The organism is Coprococcus sp. AM97-35 (assembly GCF_027697525.1).
Classification (GTDB): domain Bacteria; phylum Bacillota; class Clostridia; order Lachnospirales; family Lachnospiraceae; genus Allocoprococcus; species Allocoprococcus comes.
The window spans coordinates 1-26054 of the sequence record NZ_JAQESL010000004.1; the positions used below are offsets into that span (position 1 = coordinate 1).

Consider the following 26054-nt stretch of genomic DNA (forward strand, 5'->3'; position numbering starts at 1 on the left):
CATCAATATTCTCCTTTATAAATTTATATTTCTGTTTGTTTTAAAAATGGGCAACTCCGATTGGAATTGCCCACTCATTGCACTAATTATGCGATTTTTTCTTGCTTGCACCGATTTCTGCATCAAATGATGTAAGTTTGATGTAAATCGCTGTTTTTTTAGTTTTTTATCAAATGAAGTACGTCCCGTCTATTCGGTAAAACGGTACATCCATACATCACGTCGACTGGCGTCTCCGTGTGTTTTTCGCCTTATGTCGGTGTTCGCAAGCGCACACCGCCGCAAGGCTCAGTTTTCTCATCTTAATAGAGCTTTGCACCTGCTGGAATGTGGTTATCAACCATAATCAGATGCAGTTCTTCATCTTCTGAGTCTTTCAGATTATTTACTGCTGAAAGTAACATACCACAAGATTCAATGCCCATCATCTTTCTCGGTGGAAGGTTTGTGATGGCGATCAGTGTCTTACCAACCAGTTCTTCCGGCTCGTAATAAGCGTGAATACCGCTTAAAATCGTGCGATCTGTGCCTGTTCCGTCATCAAGAGTAAACTGAAGGAGTTTCTTTGACTTCGGTACTGCAACACACTCTTTAACCTTTACTGCACGGAAATCTGACTTGCTGAATGTATCAAAGTCTACCATTTCCTCAAATAAAGGCTCTACCTTTACCTTAGAAAAATCAATCTTTTCAGACTCAGTTTTTACATTTTTTTCAGGTGCTTCAGAAGCTGTATTATTTACATCATTTTTCTTATTTACACCATCTAAGGACTTCATTGTTGGGAACAGCAGCACATCTCTGATCGCCTCAGCCCCTGTCAACAGCATACACATACGGTCGATACCGAATCCGATACCACCTGTAGGCGGCATACCAATTTCCAGTGCGTTCATGAAGTCTTCATCTGTTGTGTTGGCTTCATCATCACCCTGTGCAAGCAGTTCTTCCTGTGCTTTGAAACGTTCTCTCTGATCGATCGGGTCATTCAGCTCTGAGTATGCATTTGCCATTTCCCATCCGTTCATGAAGAACTCGAAACGTTCTACATAGTCCGGATTTTCCGGTTTCTTCTTTGTAAGTGGTGAAATCTCAACCGGATGATCCATAACGAATGTCGGCTGAAGAAGGTGTTCTTCTACATATTCTTCGAAGAACAGATTCAGAATATCACCTTTTTTATGTCTTTCTTCAAATTCAAGATTGTGTGCTTTCGCAAGTTCTCTTGCCTGTTCAAGAGTTTCTACTTCGTTCCAGTCAACACCTGCATATTTCTTAACAGCATCAACCATTGTGATACGCTCGAACGGCTTTCCGAGATCCATCTCGATTCCTTTATATACAATCTGAGTAGTTCCAAGAACTTCCTGTGCAACAAAACGGTACAGGTTCTCTGTCAGATCCATCATGCCATGATAGTCTGTGTATGCCTGGTAAAGTTCCATCAGAGTGAATTCCGGGTTATGTCTTGTATCAAGACCTTCGTTACGGAATACACGTCCAATCTCATATACTCTTTCCAGACCACCAACGATCAGTCTCTTCAGATAAAGTTCCAGAGAGATACGGAGCTTCAGGTCTTCGTTCAGAGCGTTGAAATGTGTCTCGAACGGTCTTGCAGCTGCTCCTCCGGCATTCTGTACAAGCATCGGAGTCTCTACTTCCATAAAGCCTTCATTTCCAAGATATTTACGGATTGCGGTAAGGATCTTGGAACGTTTAATAAAAGTATCCTTTACTTCCGGGTTCATGATCAGATCCACATATCTCTGACGATAACGGGTATCTGTATTTGTCAGTCCGTGGAACTTCTCCGGAAGGATCTGCAGACTCTTTGAGAGAAGCTTTACAGCAGATGCATGAATGGAAATCTCCCCTGTCTTTGTTTTGAATACTTCTCCTTCAAGACCTACGATATCACCGATATCCATCTTCTTGAATGCTTTATATTCTTCTTCTCCGATACTGTCTCTTGCTACATAAGACTGGATATTTCCCTGTAAATCCTGCACATTACAGAAAGATGCTTTTCCCATCACACGTTTGGACATCATACGTCCTGCGAGTACAACGTGTTTTCCTTCCAGTTCATTAAAGTTGTCTTTCACTTCCTGGCTGTGATGTGTTACGTCATATTTTGTGATCTCAAAAGGATTCTGTCCGTTTGCCTGCAGTTCTGCAAGCTTCTCACGGCGCACCTTTCTTAAATGATTCAAATCCTGTTCTTGTCCATTGTTCTGCTGTGTTGCCACTTTTTTCACTCCTTCTCTCTGCTGTATACCATCTTATACTGAACGATTGATCTTCAGTACTTCGTACTCAATAACTCCTGCCTGTGTCTCAACTGCTACTACGTCTCCGACTTTCTTACCGATCAGGGCTTTTCCTACCGGAGATTCATTGGAAATCTTACCTTCCAGGCTGTTTGCTTCTGTAGAACCTACCAGCTGAAATACGATTTCCTCTTCAAATTCTTTATCATATACATCTACTGTACATCCGATGTTGATGGTATCAAGATCCACGTCATCTTCTACTACAACTTCTGCATTCTTGAGGATTTTCTCAAGTTCTTCGATACGTGCCTCGATATCACGCTGCTCGTCCTTTGCTGCATCGTACTCAGCGTTCTCTGAAAGGTCTCCCTGTTCTCTGGCTTCTTTGATCTTTCCTGCTACTTCTTTTCTTTTCACAACTTTTAAATTTTCAAGCTCATCTTCCAGTTTCTTAAGTCCTGTATAGGTGAGTAATGTTTTCTTTGCTTCCATTATAATTCTCCTTACTTACCGACAAATCATTTTCTATTCAAGCCGCAGATACTGATTTTATCCGCATTTAAAGCTACTTTCACAATTTCATTATTATACATATTTCCAGCGGCTGTGTCAACAATTCTTTGCTGGTTTAATATATGCAAAAACGCATTCTCTCATGCGAAAGAACACGTTTTATGTCTATCCGATTTTTTCCATTAAAAGGTTCTCCAGTTCTTCATAACTTTCCACCTGATTGATCTCATCTCTGAGCTTCGCAGAACCCTGCATTCCCTTGGTATACCATGCCACATGCTTGCGCATTTCACGGATTCCGATATAATCTCCCTTGAACTCGATCTGCAGTCTTGCATGACGCAGCATTGTTTCCCGGATCTGGTCTGTGCCCGGTCTTTCCGGAATGGATCCGGTCTCTTCATATGTCAGTAATTCCCTGAAGATCCATGGATTTCCCTGGCAGCCTCTTCCGATCATCACACCATCACAGCCGGTCTGCTCAAACATATCCAGTGCCTTCTGTCCGCTTGTCACATCCCCATTTCCGATTACAGGAATCTTCACTGCTTCTTTCACCTTACGGATAATCTCCCAGTCTGCATTTCCGGAGTAATACTGTTCTCTGGTCCTTCCATGTACTGCGATTGCCGCTGCACCTGCTTCTTCTGCAACCTTCGCAATCTCCGGTGCATTGATACAGGTATCGTCAAATCCTTTGCGGATCTTTATCGTCACCGGTTTCTTGATCGCTCTCGCTGTCTTATATACAATATCATAGATTCGCTTCGGATCCTTCATCAACGCCGAACCTTCTCCATTGCGCACGACCTTTGGAACCGGACAGCCCATATTGATATCCAGGATCTGAAATGGAAGTTCTTCGATCCGCTTTGCCTGCTCGGAAATGATGTCCGGATCTTCCCCAAAAAGCTGAAGTGATACCGGGTATTCTCTTGGATCGATCGCAAGTAACGCCTTGGTATTCTTATTCTTATACCGGAGCGCCTTTGCACTGATCATTTCCATGCACAGAAGCCCTGCTCCCTGTTCCTTGCATAACAGACGAAATGGCAGGTCTGTTACCCCTGCCATCGGTGCCAGCACATAACGGTTCGGAAGCTCTACATTTCCTATCGTCAGTGTCTTTATCATTCAATCTCTTCCCCCAAAAAAAATACTTTGTAATAAAGCTGAAGCTGTGTCAGAAGCTCCTGCTTCTTCTCGTCTGTCTGAATCTCCTTGATCTTCACACGGCTTCCGATCTCGTCAAACATCGGATCTCCCTCTGCAGAAGTCACTTCAAATTCCAGCTCCCCATTCTCCTCAAATACAAGTGTAAGGATTCCCCCGACATCATGTACATACAGCACACACATGATCTTCAATTCATCTTTGATGTGCTGTGGCAGATTATCAAAATCCGGATTCATATAAAATTTTTCTTCGTAAGAGTTGGCTCCGCATAATACGATCTTATCCTGATACATAAATTCTCCTTCTATACATACCCATAAATTCCACGTACCGAAACTTCTCCGGCAAAGACAGACTTTCTGCTGCCGTCTTCACATTCTACCTGCAATTCCCCGGTCTTGTCAATCCCCAGTGCCAGTGCATCATATTCATGTTCCGGTTCCAGTACACGCACCCGACGCCCACAGTTTACCAGCAGACGGTTATAATCTTCCATGATCGGCTCCAGACTCCCCGCCTCGCAGACCGCTTCGTAGGCTTTTTCAAAATGCTCCATGATCGTAGCGATCAGCTCAAACCTGCGAAATTCTTTGCCCGCTTCGATCCGCAGTGAAGTCGCTGTCTTTGCGATATCTTCCGGAAAGGACTCCATATTGACATTGATTCCGATTCCGATCACTACATGATTGATGTAATCGATCTCTGCGCTCATCTCCGTCAATATCCCACTGATCTTCTTTCCACTCACGACCAGATCATTCGGCCATTTGATTCCTATATCCAACTCGGTCTTTTCACGCAAAGCTTTCGTTGCCGCATATGCCATGACAAGTGTCAGCATCGGTGCATCTGACGGATTCATCACAGGTCTTAACAGAATCGACATGGAAATACTGCTGCCCGCCGGTGATTGCCAGCATCTGCCGCGTCTTCCTTTTCCCGCCGTCTGCGTCTCCGCAACAAAAAGAGTTCCATCTGCACCTCCGGCCTCGCCAAGTGCTTTAGCCCGGTTATTAGTCGAATCGATCTCGTCATAATACTCCAGATTTTTCGCCATCCATTTTGTCTCCAGACAGCTTTTTATCGCATCTGCGGTAATCCGATCCGGAATATCCACAATGCGATAACCTTTGTTTCTCACGGCTTCAATCTCATAGCCTTCTTCTTTTAACTGGTTGATTGCTTTCCACACAGCAGTCCTGGACACCTGAAAGTGGTCACAGAGCTGCTGCCCCGACAGATACCCATCGCTCTGCCGGAGCATCTTTAATATCTCCGCTTTCATGCTTATTATTCGTTCTCTCCTAAAGTTGCAACCATAACTGCCTTGATTGTATGCAGACGATTCTCAGCTTCATCAAATACTCTTGACTGTGGTCCTTCAAATACTTCTTCGGTAACTTCTTTTTCTTTGATCGCCGGCAGGCAGTGTGAGAAGATTGTAGTATCTTTTCCTGTACGTTCCATCAGAGCTGCATTTACCTGATATGGCTTTCCGAGACGCTCTCTTTCCTGCTCTTTCTTTTCTTCACCCATGGAAATCCATACGTCTGTGTAAATGACATCTGCTCCCTTTACACCATCAAGGTCATCGGTGATCTCGATAGTTGCTCCGGATTCTTTTGCATATTCGTCACATCTCTTCCACAGAGATTCCGAAGTCCAGAGTGGCTTCGGTGCAACGATTGTTACATCTACTCCGATTTTGGCGCATCCTACCAGAAGGCTGTTCGCAACGTTGTTGCGTCCATCTCCAAGGTATGCAACCTTCAGACCTTTCAGGTGTCCGAATTCTTCTTTCATGGTAAGGAGCATAGCCAGACATTGTGTCGGATGTGTAGTATCTGTCAGACCATTCCATACCGGAACTCCACTGTACTCTGCAAGTACATCTGCGTATCTCTGTTCAAATCCACGGAATTCGATTCCATCGAACATTCTTCCAAGTACACGTGCTGTATCTTCGATACTCTCTTTATCGCCTAACTGGATCTCATTACCTGCAAGGTATGTCGGGATTCCACCTTCATCCTGTGCTCCTACGGTAAATGCACATCTGGTTCTTGTAGATGGCTTTTCAAAAATAAGGGCAATGTTCTTTCCTTCCAGGCTGTGTCCTTTAATTCCTGCTTTCTTCTTTGCCTTTAATTCACCTGCCAGGTCAACGAGATATTCAATCTCTGCCGGTGTATAATCTTCCAGTTTCAAAAAACTTCTTCCTTTTAAATTCATCTTGTAGTCCTTTCTCAGCTTTGCAATCGCATGGACGAATTTCGGCAGTTTTTCTTTTTCCTCATCTGTACGAGTCTCGTACTTTCTGCTCGTCTCATTCCACAGTTCATCTGCTGTATAAATATTATATTTTGGAATTCTCATGAGCTTCGCACTTGCCTCCAGCATTCCATAGAACAACTCTCTGTCTGAACAGCCGATCGGCAACTTGAGTTTGAAACGATATTCCGTCTTTTCAAGTTCGCTCAAAAGCTTCATTATTTCTACATAATAACACTCTTCTCGTGTTTCTTCAATATAGTAAATCGATCCAGTGAGCCCGTAAAGCGCTCTTTTTGCATCATAATAGCCAATTTTCAAATTCTGTCTGCTCCGCTTTGCCGAAAATTCAAGAATACTGCCAAGTCCTACTCTCGGTTCGATCTCCAACAGAGAGCCGTCTTCCGGAATCGTCGTCTTCGGCACTCTTCCCGGACCAAAGATCCTTACCTGGATCAGATCCTTATATCCCCTTTTTAGGAGAGACGCGGTCGGCACATTATTGACCGCACCACCATCAATATATGTCTTGCCGTGCAGCGGTTCATTTTTAAATCCAAGCAGATATGCGCTGGCAAGAAGAAAATCCTCCAGAAGACCTTCCGGTATATCTTCAATACTCAGATCAAGTTCCTTCATATCCGATACAGAAAATGTCAAAAGGCAGAATTCTTTTCCGCATTTCCTGATCTTTTCTTCGTCTACAACCTCATGGATCAATTCCTTAAGCGGTGTAATATCAATTCCACCATCTGCAAGCTTCTTCCAGAGACCTTTCAAAATCTCTCTTATGGATGCCTCTCCATCAAAGAACTGTTCCATCAACTCATCATCCACATCCATAACACGGGAAAATGCCATCTCTTTCCAGATATGTCCTGCTTTCTCCAGATCTCCCATACAAACAAGGGCGCCATTCAGGGCGCCCACAGAAGTACCCGCTACTGCACTGATCTTCACACCAGCTTCCGAAAGAGCCCGCCACGCACCGATCTGATACGCACCTCTGGCTCCTCCTCCATCGAATACCAATCCATATTCTTTATTTAAATCGATTATCGGTTTCATCAAATCACACTCTCCTTTGCGCTTGACTTCCCCTCATCACTACCGTCGCTGTCTTGCCGCCTCGAACATCAGAATCGAAGATGCAACCGCCGCATTCAGTGATTCTACCTCTCCACACATCGGAATCTTGATATAACACTCTGCTGCATCTGCCACTTCATCCCGAAGTCCGTTACCCTCATTTCCAATTAAAAATGCTGTCCCTCTTGTGTAATCCTCCTGATCGTAGCTGTTCTTTCCTTTCAGATGTGCCGCATAGGAATGAATCCCGGCTTCTGCAAGTACTTCCAGGGTTTCTGGCAAATGCTCTACATACACAAACGGCATTCGGTAAACCGATCCCATCGTTGAACGGATCACCTTGGGATTGTAAATATCCACACAGTCGTGACTCATGATCACGCCGGTTACGCCTGCCGCTTCCCCTGCACGGAGAATGGTTCCCAGGTTTCCCGGATCCTGCAGATTATCCAGCACCATCAGAAGCGGTTTCCTTCCCTGCGCGTCCAGATCCAGCATCTCACATATCTCACAGCTCCTCTGCTCCATCACAAGCAGGATCCCCTGTGGTGTCTTTGTATCTGACACGTGGGAAAATACATGATCTGACAGGATTTCCAGCTGTCTTCCCCATGCCGAAAGTCCCAGCTCTTCTCCATATCGGCTGTAAAACTGCTCCGATACATAAACCTCTCTCACCTGCGCACGCGGAGCTTCCCGGTACATCCGGATCCCTTCTACGATATAGACGCCTTCTTCATCACGTGCCTTTCTCTTTTTCTGCCATGTAACAAGCTGTTTTACCCTGGCATTTCCTGTACTGGTTATCATACTGTAATCTCTTTCCTTTTATTCTTTTTCATTACATCTTGAAACGATATCCCACACCCCAGATTGTCTCAATATACTGTGGGTTTGAGGTATCATATTCAATTTTCTCACGGATTTTCTTGATGTGCACAGTTACCGTTGCGATATCTCCGATGGATTCCATATCCCAGATCTCGCTGAAAAGTTCATCCTTGGTATATACATGGTTCGGATGACTGGCAAGGAAGGTCAGAAGATCAAACTCTTTTGTTGTAAAATTCTTCTCCACTCCGTTTACCCACACTCGGCGTGCAGTGGTATCAATCTTAAGTCCACGGATCTCGATCACCTTATTCTCTTCCACGGCACTTCCGATCAGCCGCTCATAACGTGCCAGATGTGCTTTTACCCTTGCCACCAGCTCGCTTGGACTAAACGGCTTGGTCATATAGTCATCAGCCCCAAGTCCGAGTCCTCTGATCTTGTCAATATCATCTTTTTTCGCAGATACCATGATGATCGGTGTATTCTTTTCCGCACGAACCTTACGACAAATCTCAAAGCCATCCACGCCCGGAAGCATCAGATCCAGGATCACCAGATCAAAATCACCGAAAAGCGCCTTATCAAGCCCTGTCTGTCCATCATTTGCAACCTCTACTTCAAATCCACTCAGCTCCAGATAATCTTTCTCCAGATCTGCAATACTCTCTTCGTCTTCTACAATTAAAATCTTACTCATTTATCGGTACCTCCTGATATTTTCTGATTACAAAATACATCACTGTGCCAACACCTTCCCGGCTGGTCGCCCAGATTTTGCCACCGTGATCTTCAATGATCTTCTTCACAATCGAAAGACCGATTCCGCTTCCGCCCTTGGATGAATTCCTTGAAGCATCCGTCCGGTAGAACCGGTCAAATATATTCGGCAGATCTTTCGCTGCGATTCCTTTTCCGTTATCCTCAAGCTCTACCTGAATAAAATCACCTACGTCCTTTACCCGCAGATTGATCAGCCCGTGCTCTCGTTCCATGTATTTCAAAGAATTGCTGACAATATTGTTGATCACTCTCTTTAACTGTTCCGGATCTGCAATGATCTTCTGATCACCCTCTACATAATTGAAATAACCAAACTCTACATTCTTTGAATCCAGCTCCATCTCAATATCTTCGGCACAGTCATTGAAATAATCGTTGACTGAAAGCGGTGCAAAGTTGTACGGGATCCGGTTTGTATCGATCTTCGCATATAAGGTCAGTTCGTTGATCAGCGTATCCATCTCATTCGCCTTATTATAAATGGTTCCGATATATTTTTCCATCTTCTCCGGCGTATCTGCAACCCCGTCACGGATTCCTTCCACATAGCCCTTGATCGCTGTGATCGGCGTCTTTAAGTCATGGGAAATATTGCTGATCAGTTCTTTGCTTTCCCGGTCACTCTTCAGCTTCTCCTCTGCATTATCTCTCAGACGGATCCGCATCTTTTCAAATGCCTGCATCAGCCGTCCCATCTCATCATCTTTTTCCGGCTTGATCTCAAAATTCAGATTGCCTTCTTCTACGTTCTGCGCTGCTTCCTGCAACTTGTGAATCGGACTGATGATACTTCCATAAATCCACACCATCATGATCATCGCTGTAAATGCCAGAATCAGGACTACTGCGATACATGCGCTTATAATAAACTGCTGGATCTCCGGCATATCTCCCAGCACTCTGATGGATTTTGCAAAATCTTTATATTCCTCACCGGTAATTCCATAAGTATGCTCGATGACTCCGATCTGATAACGCGCAATTCCAAATATAAATGCCGTTGTCAGGATAGTCGGTATCATGATCATCGTCACAAAAGAAATCACCAGTTTCGTCCTTAGTTTCATGCTATATTCATCCTCCATTCATCGTGCACGCCCGGTTATGAGGTCCGTATGGCGCTCACGCAAGTCTGCCTGATAACTAATAGCATATCATAAAAACGGGTGCTTCACATCAAAGCACCCGTAAAATTTTCTAAATTTTTTCTAAAACGATCAAATTCAGAACCTGTTATTAAAGATATTTCTTCAAAGTATCCACTTTATCCAACTTCTCCCATGGAAGATCCAGGTCGTTACGTCCAAAGTGTCCGTAAGCTGCTGTCTGTTTGTAGATCGGACGTCTCAGATCAAGCATCTTGATAATTCCAGCCGGACGAAGGTCAAAGTTCTCTCGAACGATTTCCACAAGCTTATCATCTGCAATCTTTCCTGTTCCGAAAGTATCTACCATGACAGATGTCGGCTGTGCAACACCGATTGCATAAGAAAGCTGGATCTCGCATTTTTTGGCAATTCCTGCTGCTACGATATTCTTAGCAACATAACGTGCTGCATAAGCTGCTGAACGGTCTACCTTTGTACAGTCTTTTCCTGAGAAAGCTCCACCGCCGTGACGCGCCATTCCCCCATAAGTATCTACGATGATCTTACGTCCGGTAAGGCCGCTGTCCCCATGTGGTCCACCGATCACAAAACGTCCGGTCGGATTGATGAAGAATTTTGTATTCTCATCTACCATATCTGCCGGAAGGATTTCATCAAAAATGTATTTTTTCACGTCTTCATGGATCTGTTCCTGTGAAACATCCGGATCATGCTGTGTAGAAAGTACTACTGCATCAAGGCGGGCCGGAACTCCATTTTCATCATATTCTACTGTTACCTGTGTTTTTCCATCCGGACGAAGATATGGAAGTGTTCCGTTCTTTCTTACTTCTGTAAGACGTCTTGCAAGTTTGTGTGCAAGAGCGATCGGATAAGGCATATATTCTTCTGTCTCATCAGATGCATATCCGAACATCATTCCCTGGTCTCCTGCACCGATTGCTTCCAATTCTTCATCTGACATCTTGTGTTCCTTTGCTTCAAGAGCTTTATCAACACCCATGGCAATATCGCTTGACTGTTCGTCAATTGCTGTCAGAACGCCACATGTGTCAGCATCAAATCCGTACTTTCCTCTTGTATAACCAATTTCACGAACAGTATCACGAACGATTTTTTGAATATCTACATATGCATTTGTAGTAATTTCTCCCATTACCATAACAATTCCTGTAGTCGCGCATGTCTCGCAAGCTACACGGCTCATTGGATCCTGCTCCATAAGTGCATCCAGGATCGCATCGGAAATCTGGTCACACATCTTATCCGGATGTCCTTCAGTTACTGATTCAGAAGTAAATAATAATCTCTCCATCTTTTTTCCTTTCTTTTCTTCTTTGTATCTGCCTCTCTTATCTCTGGAATAATGAAAATCGACAAACAGAATTTCTCTTCTGTCTATGCAAATTTAAAGGTCAGCCCCAAAGGACTGACCTGATATCTCATCATCAATCCTCTTATTGTTCGATTGCTCGCTCAGGTTGGCACCTTCCGGCTTACCGGGGTTGCCGTGGCTTCGCAGGTCCTTTGTACCTCCACCACTCTGAATAAGAGAAAGCGTATTTAATTGTTACCGCTACACATCATAACACTGTCCATAGCTTCCGTCAATATACATTTTGGGAAATATGTTCTATCAAAACAGGAATTCCTGTCTTAACCTACTTTTAACTTGAATTTCTGGATCTCACGTTCTGTAGAAACTCTCTCGATCACTGCGCCGAGACTTCTGAGCTTCTCTTCAAAACGTTCGTATCCCCTCTGGATATATACGATGTCATCTACGATCGTAATGCCATCTGCGGCCATTCCTGCAATCACAAGTGCTGCTCCTGCACGAAGATCCGGTGCACTGACCCTTGCTCCCGAGAATTTATCTACGCCTTCGATAGTCGCTGCATTGCCTTCAACCTTGACATTTGCACCCATTCTTGCAAGTTCTGAAAGATATTTGAAACGATTCTCAAAAATACTTTCTGTAATCGTGCTTGTCCCTTTACAAAGAGCAAGTGTAACACCGATCTGCGGCTGCATATCTGTCGGGAATCCCGGATATGGAAGAGTCTTCACCTGTGTATTATGAAGATCTCCTTTGGACACAACACGCACTGCATCATCAAATTCTTCTACTTCACATCCGATCTCAACAAGCTTTGCAATCGTAGCTTCCAGATGCTTCGGAATGACATTCATAACAGTCACATCACCTCTGGTTGCTGCTGCCGCAAACATAAATGTGCCGGCTTCGATCTGATCCGGAATGATAGAATAATCTGTCTTATGAAGGCGGGATACACCGCGAATCTTGATCACGTCCGTACCTGCTCCACGAATGTTCGCTCCCATACTGTTCAGGAAGTTTGCCACATCGACAACATGAGGCTCTTTTGCCACATTCTCAAGGATCGTAAGTCCTTCTGCCATCGATGCTGCCATCATAACGTTGATCGTAGCTCCTACGCTTACCACATCAAAATAAATGTGCTTTCCGATCAGACGCTCTGCTTCTGCGATAATCTTGCCATGCTCGATATCCACATAAGCACCAAGCGCACGAAACCCTTTCAGATGCTGGTCGATCGGACGGCTTCCGATATTGCATCCTCCCGGAAGAGCGACTTCTGCTCTTTTATACTTGCCAAGAAGTGCTCCGAGCAAGTAATAAGATGCACGGATCTTCTTGATGTAATCATATTCTATATCAAAATTTTCAATGTTGCTTCCGTTGATTCTGACTGTGTGCCGGTCAATACGGTCAACCTCGGCACCAATTCCACTGATTGCTTCCAGCAGAACGTTGATATCGTTGACATCCGGAAGATTATCGATAGTAACTGTCTCATCTGTCATAATCGCAGCTGCCAGAATTGCCAGTGCTGCATTCTTTGCTCCACCGATCTCAACTTCGCCGACCAGCGGATTGCCACCCTTAATAATATACTGTTCCATTTCGCACCTCAATTAACGATTTCTTTCCCTCTGAAATATATCCTGTTCTATACTTCTGTCAAACACTCTATTCATACTCTTTATTATTTCATGAATAAAAAACCTCATACTTTTTATTCTTTCCAGATCTCTCAGGATTTGTATGAAGCTTTTTGTAATAATCCTCTATATCACATATCAGTATAGCATATTTCTATATTCATTGCAAAATTATTTATCTTGCTTTCTTCATTTTCGTAAAACTTTTGTAATAATTTCTTTAAAAAATTTATTGATTTTCCAAAATTTCCATTACATTTTCAATGGTTTCTTCCAGCTCCAGTCCATCCTCTGAAACAGTAATATCTGCATATTTTTCAAATAATACTACTCTTTCGTCATATAGATCCTTCAGCGTCTGCCCGTCCCGAAGTGCAACTCCCCTTTTCTTTGCATTCTTCAGTCTGGAATTGATAACCTCAAATGACGCATGCAGATAAACAATGGTTCCGATCTCTTTGTAATGCTTCATTGCTTCTTCACAGTAAACTACGCTTCCTCCCGGGGAAATCACCGCATGTTCCGCTTCCACATCACGATTGACCTGATTCTCAATACTTAAGAATCCATCCAGACCTTCTTCTGCGATAATCTCCCGCAAAAGTCTGTTCTCCTGCCTCTGAATCAACAGATCTGTATCAATAAACTCGTATCCAAGCCGCTTTGCGACTACCACTCCGACGGTACTTTTTCCAACTGCCGGCATTCCGATAAATATAATATTCTTCATATGTACCCTGGCCCACTCCTTACCGAAACTGTGTTTCAGATGCTGTCATTTTTATATCGGACGATATTATAGCACAAGTCCTGTGCATGAAGCAACTGTTTTTTCCTGTTGCCGCCTGCCTTTTCCTCTTCTTTCCATCAATTCCTGGTACATCAGGATTTCTACGATCTCCCGGATCTGTTCCGGAGTATAGGTCTCTTTTTCCCATTTTTCCTGTTTCATGACCTGTTCATACGCCCTGCGACACATCAGGCACAGTTGGAGCTTATCCGGGTACTCATCATAGATCATGCTTCCTTCATATTCCTGGCGGTCGCATTCTTCCTGTATATATGGAAAAATCTTTTTTGCTGTTGCCGGATACATACTTTGCAGGTATTCCCGGTCGCGCTTCTGGATTTTGTCTTCGTCAAATGCGTATGGAATCGGATACATCATATAATAAGGCAATCTCAGGTCCATGTCTGGCACTTCCATTTCTTTTTTCTATGCTTTAGTGTATGCGGTATGGGGGAGTGGGGTTCCTGGGAGTGGGTGTGGAAGGGGGACGATTTTCGGGCAATCCTGTTTCCGGGGCGGATTCGGAATGTAACAGGGAGGTAACGGGGAAGGAAGCGGCAAGTGGCGGCACCGGACAGATTCGCCCCGAAATCTGATGATTTCGCGGCTCAGGCTGTCCTCACCAGTCGTGCGAGAAGCACGGCTGGTGTCCACCTCTTGCCGCTTTCTTCTCCTAACTCCCTGTAACGTTCCTGCATATGCCCTGGAAACAGGATTGCCCGAAAATCTGTGCGCTTCAAGACGGGAGGGGCGCCCCGGAACTCTACTCGCGAAGTTGAGTGTTGTTCAGGACGGGCGCCAGGCGGACGTTTGTCCTGTGGCTTGGCAAATGTGCAGTTGAAATTTGTTGATGAAAAGGTTATTTATTAAAATATTTTTATGAAGAGATGATATTTGTTGTGTGGAAATTACTTTACTAGTTTTTTGATTACCATATAATTTGCTATGAGTAGCAAATCTTTTAAATTATAAAAGAACATATTCTATATTGAAATAATTGGGTTTATGGTATACTGAATTATAGGTATATATTTTTTCATGCTTTACGAAGGAGGATATATATGGATATAATTATCAGACCTGCGGAAACCAGTGATTTTGACAGTGTAGTACATATCCTGAATCAGGTTCAGGCTTTGCATGTGAACTGGCGGCCTGATATTTACAAAGAAAGTAAGGATTTTTTCTCTTTGGATGCTTTTCAGGATGCTTTGGATAAAGAAGCTTTTTATGTTGCCGAATCAGAGCACAGGATTATTGGAATTCTGGAGCTTACATACCGGCATATTGAATTTCCTTCGATGCTTACCCGTGATGTAATTTATATCGATACAATGGCGGTTGATGAAAATTACAGAGGTATGGGTATCGGACATCATTTTTTTGAAATGCTAAAGAACTTAAAAAAAGAGAAACATTTTGATGGCATTGAATTACAGGTAAACGCTAAAAATGTTGCTGCATATGAAATGTACAAAAAATATGGCTTTACAGAAAAATCAATCAACATGGAATTATTATAAGTAGTGAGGTGCAAAGTTATGAATAATGAAATTGTGAATGCTATGGAGGAACTTGAAAACTGGTTGGCTGATCCGGCTGAGCTGGGGCGGAAACCGGCGAAGATTGAGTATACAGCTTCTTTTGAGGATGAGGATGGGATCAAATGTATGATCTTTAAATTCAAGAAATCTTTCTTTGGAAAATGGCTTCTTGGAATCGTCAGTGAATCCGGAACCTTCAGTGAGATGAAGGAATACAATTCTGCCACAGAAACAGAAAATGCAAAAGCATTGCTTCATATTTTAAAAGAATACTGGAAAAAAATGGCAGAAAAAGAGCAGGGATTTATCGAAATTCCGATTGAAAATCTGATCGAATGGGACGAGCCGAATGGGGAAGGTTGTATCGTTTCCGATAAGATCACAAAAGAAGGCTACAAAGTCGGCTACATGCTCCGCGAAGAGCCAACAGAAGGGAATCCGGACAGTGGCTGGAGATTCATGGCTGGTAATGAAGATGACGAATATATGGACAATCCGGATAATCATCATGTCTTTGCACTCAACACCATCTGCAATTACGACAGCGATATTATCCCTTATCTTCATGCCAAAATCGGATCTGCTTTCATACGTGTAGATGAGTCCCATTTTGAAAAATATCATGAATTTAAGCCTATGTTCATCCAAAAGCAATAAATAAGTAAAAATAAACTCTGTTTTTCCCACTTCGCCACAACATCCCCGTCTGCCAATGCACAGGCGTGTGGAAGGTTTGACTTTCCGGTTCCGTTTTGTACTACAGCCATCAAGTCAATGAGACGTACCAGAAAACCAAACCTTCCACACGCCATCCCATTCGCCACCTACAACTTAATCTTAGCCAGCGCATCCGCAAATGGATTATTCACCGGCTCATCCTTCTGCTGTCTTAAATATTTCTGCACATCCTTCTTGCTGACTCCCGCACCTTCTTTCTTCCGTCTCTCCTGGAACGATGTCAGCTTCTCCTTATGTCCGCAGACACACACAAAAATCTGTCCATCCCCTCTTCCTTTCAGCTGCATCTTCTTGTGACACACAGGACATCTCGCATTCGTTGTCCGTGATACTGTTTCGCGGTATCCGCACTCTCTGTCCTGACAAACCAGCATCTCACTGTTCTTTCCTTTCACTGCAAGCATTCTCTTACCACATCGCGGACATTTACTATTTGTCAGATTATCATGCCGGAACGTTCCAGCTCCCGCCTTAATCTCAGAAACCACCTGATCCGTATATTTATCAATATCCTTCATAAAATCCTTCCGCGAAAGCTTTCCCTTCGCAATCTGCGACAAACGCATTTCCCAGTCTGCTGTAAGTTCCGGCTGTTTTAACTCTTCCGGCACAAGTTCCAGAAGCTGCTTCGCTTTCGATGTAAGATAGATATCTTTTCCACGCTTTTCCAGCAAAAAGCTTTTAAAAAGTTTTTCAATAATATCCGCTCTTGTCGCAACCGTTCCCAATCCTCCTGTCTCGCCAAGCGTTTTCGCCATCGCTTTGTCATGGCTTTCCATATAAGCCGTCGGGTTCTCCATTGCTGACAGAAGTGTTGCTTCATTAAAATGTGCCGGCGGCTTCGTTTTACCTTCTGTCAATGACAACACAAGTCCTTTAATCTCCTGTCCTTTTTCCAGTTCCGGCAGTGTCTGTCCTTTCAAACTCTTTCCAGACTCATATGCTTCTTCCTCTTCTTCATCCTCAGCCGAATAGACTTCCTCTTCATAAGCAGCCCGCCATCCCTGCGCTTTCACAATCTTTCCAGACGCAAGAAAAGTTTCACCGCCAACCTTCACCGTAACCTGTGTCTGCTCATACTCAAATGGCGGATAAAGCACAGCAAGAAAACGCCGCACAACCAGATCATAAATCTTCCGCTCTTCATTTGTCATATGACTCAGATCCACAAACTGCTCCGTTGGGATGATCGCATGATGATCCGATACCTTCGCATCATTTACAAAAGCGAGCTTTCCGCTCAGATCCTTTTTCTGCGCTGTCATTGCAAGCTTACGGTACGGTCCTGTACCACACGCCTCCAGACGGTCCTTGATCGTCGGAACAATGTCTTTGCTCAGATATCTGGAATCCGTTCTTGGATAGGTCAGCACCTTATGATTCTCATACAGTCTCTGCATGATATTCAGCGTCTCTTTCGCCGAATATCCAAACCGCTGATTGGCTTCTCTCTGCAGCTCTGTCAGATCATATAAAGGCGGTGCATACGTTTTTTTCGGTGTTTTTTTAATCTCTTCCACTACCGCTTTCTGTCCATCCAGCTTTTTCATCAGTCCGGTCATTTTCTCTTTATCGAATGAGCGATAACTCTTTGACTTCTGATCCTGCCATGTCAGCATAATATTTTGTCCTTTTGCGATCATTCCATAATAACCTTCCGGAACAAAACTACGGATCTTTTCTTCTCTCTTTGCAATCATTGCAAGCGTTGGTGTCTGCACACGTCCACAGGAAAGCTGCGCATTATATTTACAGGTCAGTGCCCTTGTTGCATTGATTCCAACCAGCCAGTCTGCCTCGGCACGACATATTGCAGCATCGTAAAGCGAATCATACTCATGCCCGTTCTTCAACTTTGCAAAACCTTCTCTGATTGCCTTATCCGTTACAGATGAGATCCACAACCTCTTGATCAGCTTTTTGCTTCCTGCTTTTTCCAGAATCAGCCTTGCTACTAACTCTCCTTCTCGTCCTGCATCCGTAGCAATGATAATCTCATTCACATCCTTGCGGTGAATCTGTGTTTTCACTGCTGCGAACTGTTTTCCGGTCTGCTTTATTACTTCAAGCTTAAATGGAACCGGCTTCATCGGAAGCACATCCATTTTCCACTCTTTATATTTTTTATCGTAATCTTCCGGATCTGCCAGCGTAACCAGATGACCAAGTCCCCAGGTTACAATATAACGCTCTCCTTCAATTGCTCCATTTATCTTTTTCCCACATTTAAGTACGCGCGCAATATCACGCGCAACAGAAGGTTTTTCTGCAATTACAAGTGCCTTCATTCTGTCTTTTCTACTCCTTTTTATTCTTCTGCCACTTCCATCATTGTCTTTAATTTATCCTGCGCTTCGGTCATACACTGGAGTAACAGTGGGTTAAATGTACCGCATTCACCATTCCTGATCATTTCCAGTGCTTTTTCATGCGAAAATGCCTTCTTGTAAACACGTTCACTCACCAGGGCATCGTACACATCCGCCAGCGATACTACTTGTGCCGAAATCGGAATTTCTTCTCCGACAAGTCCGTCCGGATATCCCTTTCCATCATATCTTTCATGATGCCAGCGGCAAATCTCATATGCAAGCTTGAGCAGCTTTTCATTCCGGTACATATCCAGATTATCCAGCATTTGTGCACCGATCAAGGTATGTGCCTTCATAATCTCAAATTCCTCTTTGGTAAGCTTTCCCGGTTTGTTCAGAATTCTCTCGTCAATTCCAATCTTTCCGATATCATGCAAAGCCGATGCTGTTGCAATCAAAAATCTATCTTCCCATGAGAGCTGATATTTTCCTGTCTTTTTCACCAGTTGTTCCAGTAAAAGCTGTGTGATCAGATTGATATGGATCACATGCCGACCGCTTTCTCCGTTTCTGAACTCAACAATCTGACTCAGGATACCGATCAGCATTCGGTTATTTCTCTCTTTTTCGTAAATCTGCCTGGTCACCAGACGGATCAGTCTTCTCTGTTTTGCATATAGCTTGATCATGTTCAGGACGCGTTGATATACGATTTTCGCATCAAACGGGCGGCTGATGTAATCTGAAACGCCCATCTCATATGCCCGTCTGATATAGCTATCTGAATCTTCACTGGAAATCATGATTACCGGAATATCTTCAATCCAATGATTCTGGTTCATCGCAGCAAGGACTTCAAATCCATCTATTTCCGGCATCACAATATCGAGCAGCACCAGTGAAATCCCTGTTCCATACCGTTCCAGTTGTTCCAGACATTCTTCTCCGTTAGCCGCCTCCAGGATCCGGTAGTCCTCTTTCAGGATCTCTTTCAGAATCTCGCGGTTTATTTCCGAATCATCCACAATAAGGATCTGTTGTTTCAGTTTTTCTGATGCAGAATTTTCTTCCTTTTTCTTTCCATTTTCATCCCATTCTGTGACAACCATATTTTTATAATTTTTAGCTATATACATCTGTCTGTCAGCACTGGCAACAGCATCTTCAATATTGCCTTCGCGGAATATAGCTCCGCCGATGCTGACCGAAAGCTGCATTTTCTCATAATTCGGCACAACCGCATCGTGGATTTTTTCCTGGATCAGTTTCAGCTTATCCTCAAAAATATGCTTCTTAATCGAAGGTAGGATCAGTAAAAATTCATCTCCGCCATACCGGATCAGAATATCCGTCTTCCGGATATATTTTTTGATAATGTTCGCAGTCGTTATAAGTGCCGCATCTCCCGCACTGTGTCCATAAGTATCGTTATGGAGCTTAAAATCATCCAGATCGATCACTGCAATTCCGGCTTCATCCTCCATCTTTTTGATCTCTTCTTCAAAAAAACGCCGATTATATATCCCGGTCAGTACATCCGTATATAACTTTTCATTATATCCTGACAGTTTACTGATCAGCTTCTCATACCCTTCCTGATCAATCTGAATACTCTCATCAAGATTCTGAATCATTTCCATAACATAAGGTCTGCCATCAATCTCAACATAACGCGAGATTACCTGAAATACCTGCAAATCCAGAAATTCAAATTTTATCTTCTGCGTCTGTTCTTTCAGTGCCAGAAGAGAGCTGCAGTTCTTGCATTCCTTGTCTTTTTTCCAGAAAGTGTAACACTGACACGTTTCAGATAAATCTCCTGCATTTATCCGTTTTTCCCGATCCATCAGCATTTTCCCGTCTACCAGTCTGACAACCTGAAACACTTCCCTCAAAGATTCCATCTTTCTTTCCGCTTCCTGCATTGTCATTTGGTCCTGTTTGTTCATCCCTTTATCCTCTCAATTTTATCCTGCCATTCATACTCTTTTTACGCTATATAATGATGTTGGGGTCAAAAAGTATTTTGACTCCTTTGATACCAGATTGCTACGTGCTTTGGCACTCTCGCAATCCTCAAAAACATTCGTAATCCGCTCATTTTCCTTTGAAAAATGGCTACTTACTCAGGTTTTTGGCGGATCAAGAGGTCAAAAATCCTCTTGCAAGCAAGCTTGCATCGGCTTTCTGACCTTTTGACCCTGGTATCATCATATAATAAAATTATTATAGGCAAATTCCTCCTTATTGTCCAGTTTTCCTTCATTAAAAAAACCGAAAATCCAACAAAGGATTCTCGGTTTTTAATGCTTTATGACTGAGCTGCTCCAATTCGGGCAACTGCTCTTTTCAGTGCCGCCTCTGCGCGGCGCATATCTGTGCCTTCCTGCTTCGCAGCAATTCTGTCCTCAGCGCGCTTCTTCGCCGCTTCGGCACGTGCCACATCAATTTCATCCGGCCACTGTGCATCTTCTGCAAGCACCGTTACCCTCTCCTGCAGGATTTCTACAAATCCTCCGAGAATTGCCGCTTTCTTAATCTCCCCGTCATTGTGGATTCGCATCACGCATGGTTCAAGAATCGTCGTCAGCGGAATATGCTTTGCATAGATACCAAGTTCTCCTTCAGTACTTACAAACTCAAGGAATTCGCAATCACCCTCCAGAAACTTCTTTTCCGGCGAAATAATGTTAAGTTTAAATTTATCTGCCATAGGACGTCCCTCCTATTTCACACGGGCAAGCACGTCATCGATATTACCTGCATTCAGGAAATATCCCTCCGGAATATCATCATGCTTTCCTTCGAGGATCTCTTTAAATCCTTGAATTGTCTCGCCAATTGGAACATAACGTCCTTCCAGACCTGTAAACTGTGTCGCAACGTGGAATGGCTGGGAAAGGAATCTCTGGATCTTTCTTGCTCTGGATACGACCAGCTTATCTTCTTCGGAAAGTTCATCCATACCAAGAATTGCAATGATATCCTGCAGTTCTTTGTATTTCTGAAGAATTTCCTGTACTCCACGGGCTACTTTATAGTGTTCTTCTCCGACAATGTGTGGATCCAGAATACGTGAAGTAGATTCCAGTGGATCTACAGCCGGGTAAATACCAAGCTCTGTGATCGCACGGGAAAGTACGGTCGTTGCATCCAGATGGGCAAATGTTGTTGCCGGAGCCGGGTCAGTAAGGTCATCGGCTGGCACATATACTGCCTGCACGGATGTGATGGATCCGTTCTTCGTGGATGTGATACGCTCCTGCAGCGCACCCATTTCTGTCTGCAGTGTCGGCTGATAACCTACCGCTGAAGGCATACGTCCAAGAAGCGCTGATACTTCGGAACCTGCCTGTGTAAAACGGAAAATGTTATCAATGAAAAGAAGTACATCCTTTCCACCTTTATCACGGAAATATTCTGCAAGAGTCAGTCCTGTAAGTCCGACTCTCATACGTGCTCCAGGTGGTTCATTCATCTGACCGAATACCATCGCTGTCTTTTTGATAACTCCGGATTCTGTCATCTCATAGTAAAGGTCATTTCCTTCACGGGTACGTTCTCCTACACCAGTGAATACAGAATAGCCGCCATGCTCCGTTGCAATATTGGTAATCAGTTCCTGGATAAGAACGGTCTTTCCTACACCGGCTCCACCGAACAGACCGATTTTTCCACCTTTCTGATATGGGCACAGAAGGTCAACAACCTTGATACCTGTCTCCAGCATCTCTGTCTGTGTTGCCTGCTCTTCAAAGCTTGGAGCTTTTCTGTGAATCGGTGCGTATTCAACATCCTTCGGAGCCTCTTTTTCATCAATCGGCTCACCCAGTACGTTGAAGATACGTCCGAGTGTTGCTTCGCCAACCGGAACTGAAATCGGTCCCCCGGTTGCTACGGCGTCCATGCCTCGCACCAGTCCGTCTGTCGGTCCCATGGCGATACATCTTACGATATCATCACCCAGATGCTGTGCAACTTCTACCACAAGTTTTCCTCCATCCTTGCGCGTAATCTCAACCGCATCGTTGATCTCCGGCAAGTATCCTTCCGAAAACTTAAGGTCAAGAACGGCACCGATAACCTGGGTAATTTTCCCTATATTTTTATCTGCCATTTTCTCCTCCTTACATACAGAAACCTGTATTTATCCGATCGCCTCTGCTCCGGCAATGATCTCGGTAAGTTCCTGTGTGATCGCACCCTGACGTGCTCTGTTATATTTCAATTCCAAATCATCTATCATCTCTTCCGCATTGCTGGTTGCCGAATCCATCGCCTGCATACGTGCACCGTTCTCACTGGCAACTGCTTCCACAAATGCGCCATACAGAATGCTGCTGATATATTTCGGAACAAGAAGGCTGATTGCCTCTTCCGCTTCCGGTTCAAAGTTCATCGGTGTAAGCTGCGCCTTTGCATCCTCTTCTCCCGCTTCTTCCTGCACCTCTGCCGGAAGGACTTTGATCATCGTCGGAATGTGACTTACCGTATTTTTGAAAAATGTGTAGATCAGATAGATCTCACCAATCTCACCATTTTCAAAATCTGTCAGAAGTCTTTTTGTAATACTCTTCGCATCATCATAGGACGGTTCTTCGATCATCTCTGAATAATCAGCGACAATATCATAGCCTTTATGTTTCAGAAGTTCCAGTCCTTTTCCTCCAATTGCATAGATCCGGATATTCTCCTTCGTAAAAGCTTCGTTTTCAGTCACCATCTTCACTACATTGGAGTTATATCCACCTGCCAGTCCACGATTGGATGTTACAACAATGACTGCTTTCTTCTTCGAATCATCTGCTTTCAGATATGGATGATTGATATTCCCTGCCTTTGCAAGCAGAGAGGTCATTGTTGCATACATACAGTCAAAATACGGCTTTGATTCTTCTGCCCGGGTTCTTGCTTTCTGCAGCTTTACGGTAGAGACAAGTTTCATGGCTTTTGTAATCTGCTGCGTGCTCTGTACACTGGTACGGCGACGCTTGATATCTCTCATAGATGCCACTTTGTATCACCTACCTTGCCTGAAATTGTTCTTTATATTCTCCGATTGCTTTTCTGAGAGCTTCTTCTACTTCTTCTTTCAGCACTTTGTCATTCTTGATAGATTCTGGAATTTCCGGATATTTTGTCTTAATATAATCAAAAAGTCCGCTTTCAAAAGCCAGAATATCTTCTACCGCAATATCAAGAAGAAGCTTCTTAACTGCTGCATAAATGATAATAATCTGGTATTCTACCGGCATCGGCTGGTACTGCGGCTGTTTCAGGATCTCTTTGATCCGGACTCCCTGTGCCAGACGTTCGGAAGTCTCTGCATCCAGTTCCGATCCGAACTGTGCAAAGGATGCCAGCTCACGGTACTGTGCAAGATCAATACGGATTGTACCAGCGATCTTCTTCATCGCCTTGATCTGTGCCGATCCACCTACACGGGATACAGAAAGTCCGGCATTAACGGCCGGTCTGAAACCAGAGTTGAACATCTCTGTTTCCAGATAAATCTGTCCGTCTGTGATGGAAATAACGTTGGTAGGAATGTATGCTGATACGTCACCTGCCTGTGTCTCGATAATCGGAAGTGCAGTAAGTGAACCTCCGCCAAGTTCATCTGAAAGACGGGCTGCTCTTTCAAGAAGTCTTGAATGCAGATAGAATACATCTCCCGGATAAGCCTCACGTCCAGGTGGACGTTTCAGAAGTAAGGAAAGGGTACGGTATGCAGTTGCATGTTTGGACAGGTCATCATAAACGATCAGTACATCATCTCCGTTCTCCATCCATTCTTCTCCCATCGCACATCCTGAATACGGTGCGATGTACTGCAGTGGTGCAAGCTCACTGGCTGTTGACACAACTACAGTTGTATAATCCATTGCCCCAAAGGTCTCCAGAGTCTTAACAAGAGAAGCTACGGTCGAAGCTTTCTGACCGATTGCTACATAAATACACTTTACGCCCTGCCCTTTCTGGTTGATGATCGTATCAATCGCGATCGCTGTCTTACCGGTCTGTCTGTCACCGATGATCAGCTCTCTCTGTCCACGACCGATCGGAACCATGGAGTCGATCGCTTTAATACCTGTCTGAAGCGGTGTATCTACTGACTTACGGGAAATAACCCCCGGTGCCACACGCTCGATCTGACGATGCCTGGTTGCCTGGATTGGTCCTTTTCCATCGATTGGCTGTCCAAGTGCATTAACTACACGGCCAAGCATACAGTCGCCTACCGGAACCTCTACAACTCGTCCGGTTGTCTTTACAGTATCACCTTCATTGATATTCTTATGATCTCCCAGAAGAACAGCACCTACGTTGTCCTCTTCCAGGTTCAGAACCATTCCGTATACTTCTGAAGGGAACTCCAAAAGTTCACCCTGCATTGCATTTTCAAGGCCGTGGACACGCGCAATACCATCTGCCACCTGAATAACCGTTCCGACATCCGATACGTTCAGCTCAGAGGAATATCTTTCAATCTGTTCTTTGATCACAGAACTTATTTCTTCTGGTCTTAAATTCATGGAGCGAATCCACCTTCTTTCTACTAATTCTAACTGCTATACCTGAATTTTCTTCAGGCTCTTTGACAGTTCATACAGCTTTGTCTTAATACTTGTATCCACAACTCTGTCACCGATACGGATCACCATTCCGCCGATCAGAGAAGCATCTACCTGATAATTCATCTCAAAGGATTCATATTTTGTCGTCTGAAGAAGCCGCTGCATGACTGCTTCTTTCTGTGCCTCGCTCAGTTCTACTGCTGTAGCGATATATGCAATCCCGATTTTCTTTTCTTCTTTTACAAGTCCGATAAAATATTCAAATACAGAATCTATCTTGCTGTAGCGCCCTTTTTCGATCATCAGCTTCATCAGCTCTACAATCTCATTTGAAACACGTCCGCGGAAAATCGTCTCGATCATCTGCTCTTTGTCTTCACGCATAACTCTCGGATTTCCGAGAATCTTCTGAAGCTCTGCATTTTCTTCGAGGATCACTCCGATACTCTGTACTTCCTCGAATATCTCATCCATTTTTCCGCAGTCACGGGCAGCTTCAAACAGGGCGTCACCATATACCTTTGATACTAGCTTAGCCATGTCTGTTCTCCCATTTCTTTTAATGTCTCTTCGATCAGTTCATCCTGTACACTGGTATCGATCGAAGCTGCTACTACTTTACCTGCCATTGCTGATGCAATGGCGATCATCTCCTGCTTCATATCATCAAGCGCACGCTTCCGTTCCAGTTCGATCTCATTATTGGCACGTGTGATGATCCTTGCTGCTTCTTCTTTTGCTTCTGCAACAATTTCATTTTCGGTCTTCATCGCTTTTTTCCGTGCTTCACTGAGAATAGCCTGCGCCTCTTTATCGATTTCTTTTAATTTCTGTTCGTATTCTTCTTTGTAAACGGCTGCCTCTTTCCGGTCATTCTTTGCTGACTCCTGTTCATCAGCAACTCTCTGCTTTCTGTCCTCCAGAAGTTTTCTTACCGGTTTGAAAAGCAGATATGACAGAAACGTGAACATGACAAGCATACTGAGTGCCATGACACAGGCATCAAAAAGAAGCTGCGCATCCAGATTAAACAAACGTTCCAAGGCGTTGCCTCCT

23 protein-coding genes and 1 riboswitch are annotated in these 26054 nt (G+C 44.0%); of the genes, 2 read left to right on the forward strand and 21 right to left on the reverse strand.

What is annotated here, in order from left to right:
- Window positions 1-302: 302 nt before the first annotated feature.
- From lysS to PG840_RS04895, 13 genes are all read right to left on the reverse strand, one after another.
- A complete protein-coding gene (gene lysS / locus PG840_RS04835; RefSeq protein WP_270613391.1) occupies window positions 303-2252 on the reverse strand; it encodes a lysine--tRNA ligase in 1950 nt (649 codons plus the stop codon).
- A gap of 33 nt (window positions 2253-2285) precedes the next feature.
- On the reverse strand, window positions 2286-2768 hold the full coding sequence (gene greA / locus PG840_RS04840; RefSeq protein ID WP_008370118.1) for a transcription elongation factor GreA: 483 nt from the start codon (window positions 2766-2768) through the stop codon (window positions 2286-2288).
- 186 nt (window positions 2769-2954) lie between these two features.
- On the reverse strand, window positions 2955-3923 hold the full coding sequence (gene dusB / locus PG840_RS04845) for a tRNA dihydrouridine synthase DusB (protein ID WP_270205563.1): 969 nt from the start codon (window positions 3921-3923) through the stop codon (window positions 2955-2957).
- Window positions 3920-4258 (reverse strand): DUF6145 family protein, encoded by a 339-nt coding sequence (locus PG840_RS04850; RefSeq protein ID WP_270613392.1) that lies wholly within the window; start codon window positions 4256-4258, stop codon window positions 3920-3922. The genes dusB and PG840_RS04850 overlap by 4 nt, the downstream gene beginning before the upstream one ends.
- 11 nt (window positions 4259-4269) lie before the next feature.
- Window positions 4270-5250 (reverse strand): biotin--[acetyl-CoA-carboxylase] ligase, encoded by a 981-nt coding sequence (locus PG840_RS04855; RefSeq protein WP_270613393.1) that lies wholly within the window; start codon window positions 5248-5250, stop codon window positions 4270-4272.
- A gap of 5 nt (window positions 5251-5255) precedes the next feature.
- Window positions 5256-7304, reverse strand: coding sequence for an ornithine carbamoyltransferase (gene argF / locus PG840_RS16915; protein WP_270205565.1), 2049 nt, complete (start codon window positions 7302-7304; stop codon window positions 5256-5258).
- 39 nt (window positions 7305-7343) lie between these two features.
- Complete coding sequence (locus PG840_RS04865) at window positions 7344-8135, reverse strand: TrmH family RNA methyltransferase (protein WP_270205566.1); 792 nt, start codon at window positions 8133-8135, stop codon at window positions 7344-7346.
- A gap of 31 nt (window positions 8136-8166) precedes the next feature.
- The gene (locus PG840_RS04870; protein ID WP_008370100.1) at window positions 8167-8856 is read right to left on the reverse strand and encodes a response regulator transcription factor; all 690 of its coding nucleotides are present in this window, start codon (window positions 8854-8856) and stop codon (window positions 8167-8169) included.
- The gene (locus tag PG840_RS04875; RefSeq protein WP_055249057.1) at window positions 8849-10006 is read right to left on the reverse strand and encodes a sensor histidine kinase; all 1158 of its coding nucleotides are present in this window, start codon (window positions 10004-10006) and stop codon (window positions 8849-8851) included. Before PG840_RS04875 ends, PG840_RS04870 begins: the two co-directional genes overlap by 8 nt.
- A gap of 169 nt (window positions 10007-10175) precedes the next feature.
- Window positions 10176-11363: a methionine adenosyltransferase gene (gene metK / locus PG840_RS04880; protein ID WP_008370096.1), complete on the reverse strand. Its 1188-nt coding sequence runs from the start codon at window positions 11361-11363 to the stop codon at window positions 10176-10178.
- Window positions 11364-11502: 139 nt separating this feature from the next.
- A riboswitch (SAM riboswitch) is annotated at window positions 11503-11602 on the reverse strand.
- 102 nt (window positions 11603-11704) lie between these two features.
- A complete protein-coding gene (locus PG840_RS04885) occupies window positions 11705-12997 on the reverse strand; it encodes a UDP-N-acetylglucosamine 1-carboxyvinyltransferase (RefSeq protein ID WP_008370094.1) in 1293 nt (430 codons plus the stop codon).
- 268 nt (window positions 12998-13265) lie between these two features.
- Window positions 13266-13766: a shikimate kinase gene (locus PG840_RS04890; RefSeq protein ID WP_270613394.1), complete on the reverse strand. Its 501-nt coding sequence runs from the start codon at window positions 13764-13766 to the stop codon at window positions 13266-13268.
- Window positions 13767-13832: 66 nt separating this feature from the next.
- Window positions 13833-14228 (reverse strand): hypothetical protein, encoded by a 396-nt coding sequence (locus PG840_RS04895; protein ID WP_055249050.1) that lies wholly within the window; start codon window positions 14226-14228, stop codon window positions 13833-13835.
- Between the two features lie 659 nt (window positions 14229-14887).
- Between PG840_RS04895 and PG840_RS04900 the strand changes: the two genes are divergently transcribed.
- On the forward strand, window positions 14888-15349 hold the full coding sequence (locus tag PG840_RS04900; protein WP_195255787.1) for a GNAT family N-acetyltransferase: 462 nt from the start codon (window positions 14888-14890) through the stop codon (window positions 15347-15349).
- Window positions 15350-15367: 18 nt separating this feature from the next.
- Window positions 15368-16027 carry a DUF2185 domain-containing protein gene (locus PG840_RS04905; RefSeq protein ID WP_175305416.1) on the forward strand — a complete coding sequence of 220 codons (660 nt, stop codon included), beginning with the start codon at window positions 15368-15370 and terminating at the stop codon, window positions 16025-16027.
- Between the two features lie 167 nt (window positions 16028-16194).
- Here the strand turns inward: PG840_RS04905 and PG840_RS04910 are convergent, their stop codons facing one another.
- The 8 genes from PG840_RS04910 to atpF form a co-directional block, all read right to left on the reverse strand.
- A complete protein-coding gene (locus tag PG840_RS04910) occupies window positions 16195-18396 on the reverse strand; it encodes a DNA topoisomerase III (protein ID WP_270613395.1) in 2202 nt (733 codons plus the stop codon).
- Between the two features lie 20 nt (window positions 18397-18416).
- Complete coding sequence (locus PG840_RS04915; protein WP_270613396.1) at window positions 18417-20369, reverse strand: diguanylate cyclase; 1953 nt, start codon at window positions 20367-20369, stop codon at window positions 18417-18419.
- 362 nt (window positions 20370-20731) lie between these two features.
- Window positions 20732-21133, reverse strand: coding sequence for an ATP synthase F1 subunit epsilon (gene atpC / locus PG840_RS04920; RefSeq protein WP_008370075.1), 402 nt, complete (start codon window positions 21131-21133; stop codon window positions 20732-20734).
- Between the two features lie 12 nt (window positions 21134-21145).
- Window positions 21146-22537, reverse strand: coding sequence for a F0F1 ATP synthase subunit beta (atpD, locus tag PG840_RS04925; protein WP_008370073.1), 1392 nt, complete (start codon window positions 22535-22537; stop codon window positions 21146-21148).
- A gap of 30 nt (window positions 22538-22567) precedes the next feature.
- The gene (atpG, locus tag PG840_RS04930; protein WP_022220234.1) at window positions 22568-23434 is read right to left on the reverse strand and encodes an ATP synthase F1 subunit gamma; all 867 of its coding nucleotides are present in this window, start codon (window positions 23432-23434) and stop codon (window positions 22568-22570) included.
- A 10-nt stretch (window positions 23435-23444) separates the two neighbouring features.
- A complete protein-coding gene (gene atpA, locus PG840_RS04935) occupies window positions 23445-24956 on the reverse strand; it encodes a F0F1 ATP synthase subunit alpha (protein ID WP_008370069.1) in 1512 nt (503 codons plus the stop codon).
- Window positions 24957-24992: 36 nt separating this feature from the next.
- Window positions 24993-25538 (reverse strand): ATP synthase F1 subunit delta, encoded by a 546-nt coding sequence (atpH, locus tag PG840_RS04940; protein ID WP_008370066.1) that lies wholly within the window; start codon window positions 25536-25538, stop codon window positions 24993-24995.
- Window positions 25526-26041, reverse strand: coding sequence for a F0F1 ATP synthase subunit B (gene atpF, locus PG840_RS04945; protein ID WP_055249038.1), 516 nt, complete (start codon window positions 26039-26041; stop codon window positions 25526-25528). Before atpF ends, atpH begins: the two co-directional genes overlap by 13 nt.
- Window positions 26042-26054 lie beyond the last annotated feature (13 nt).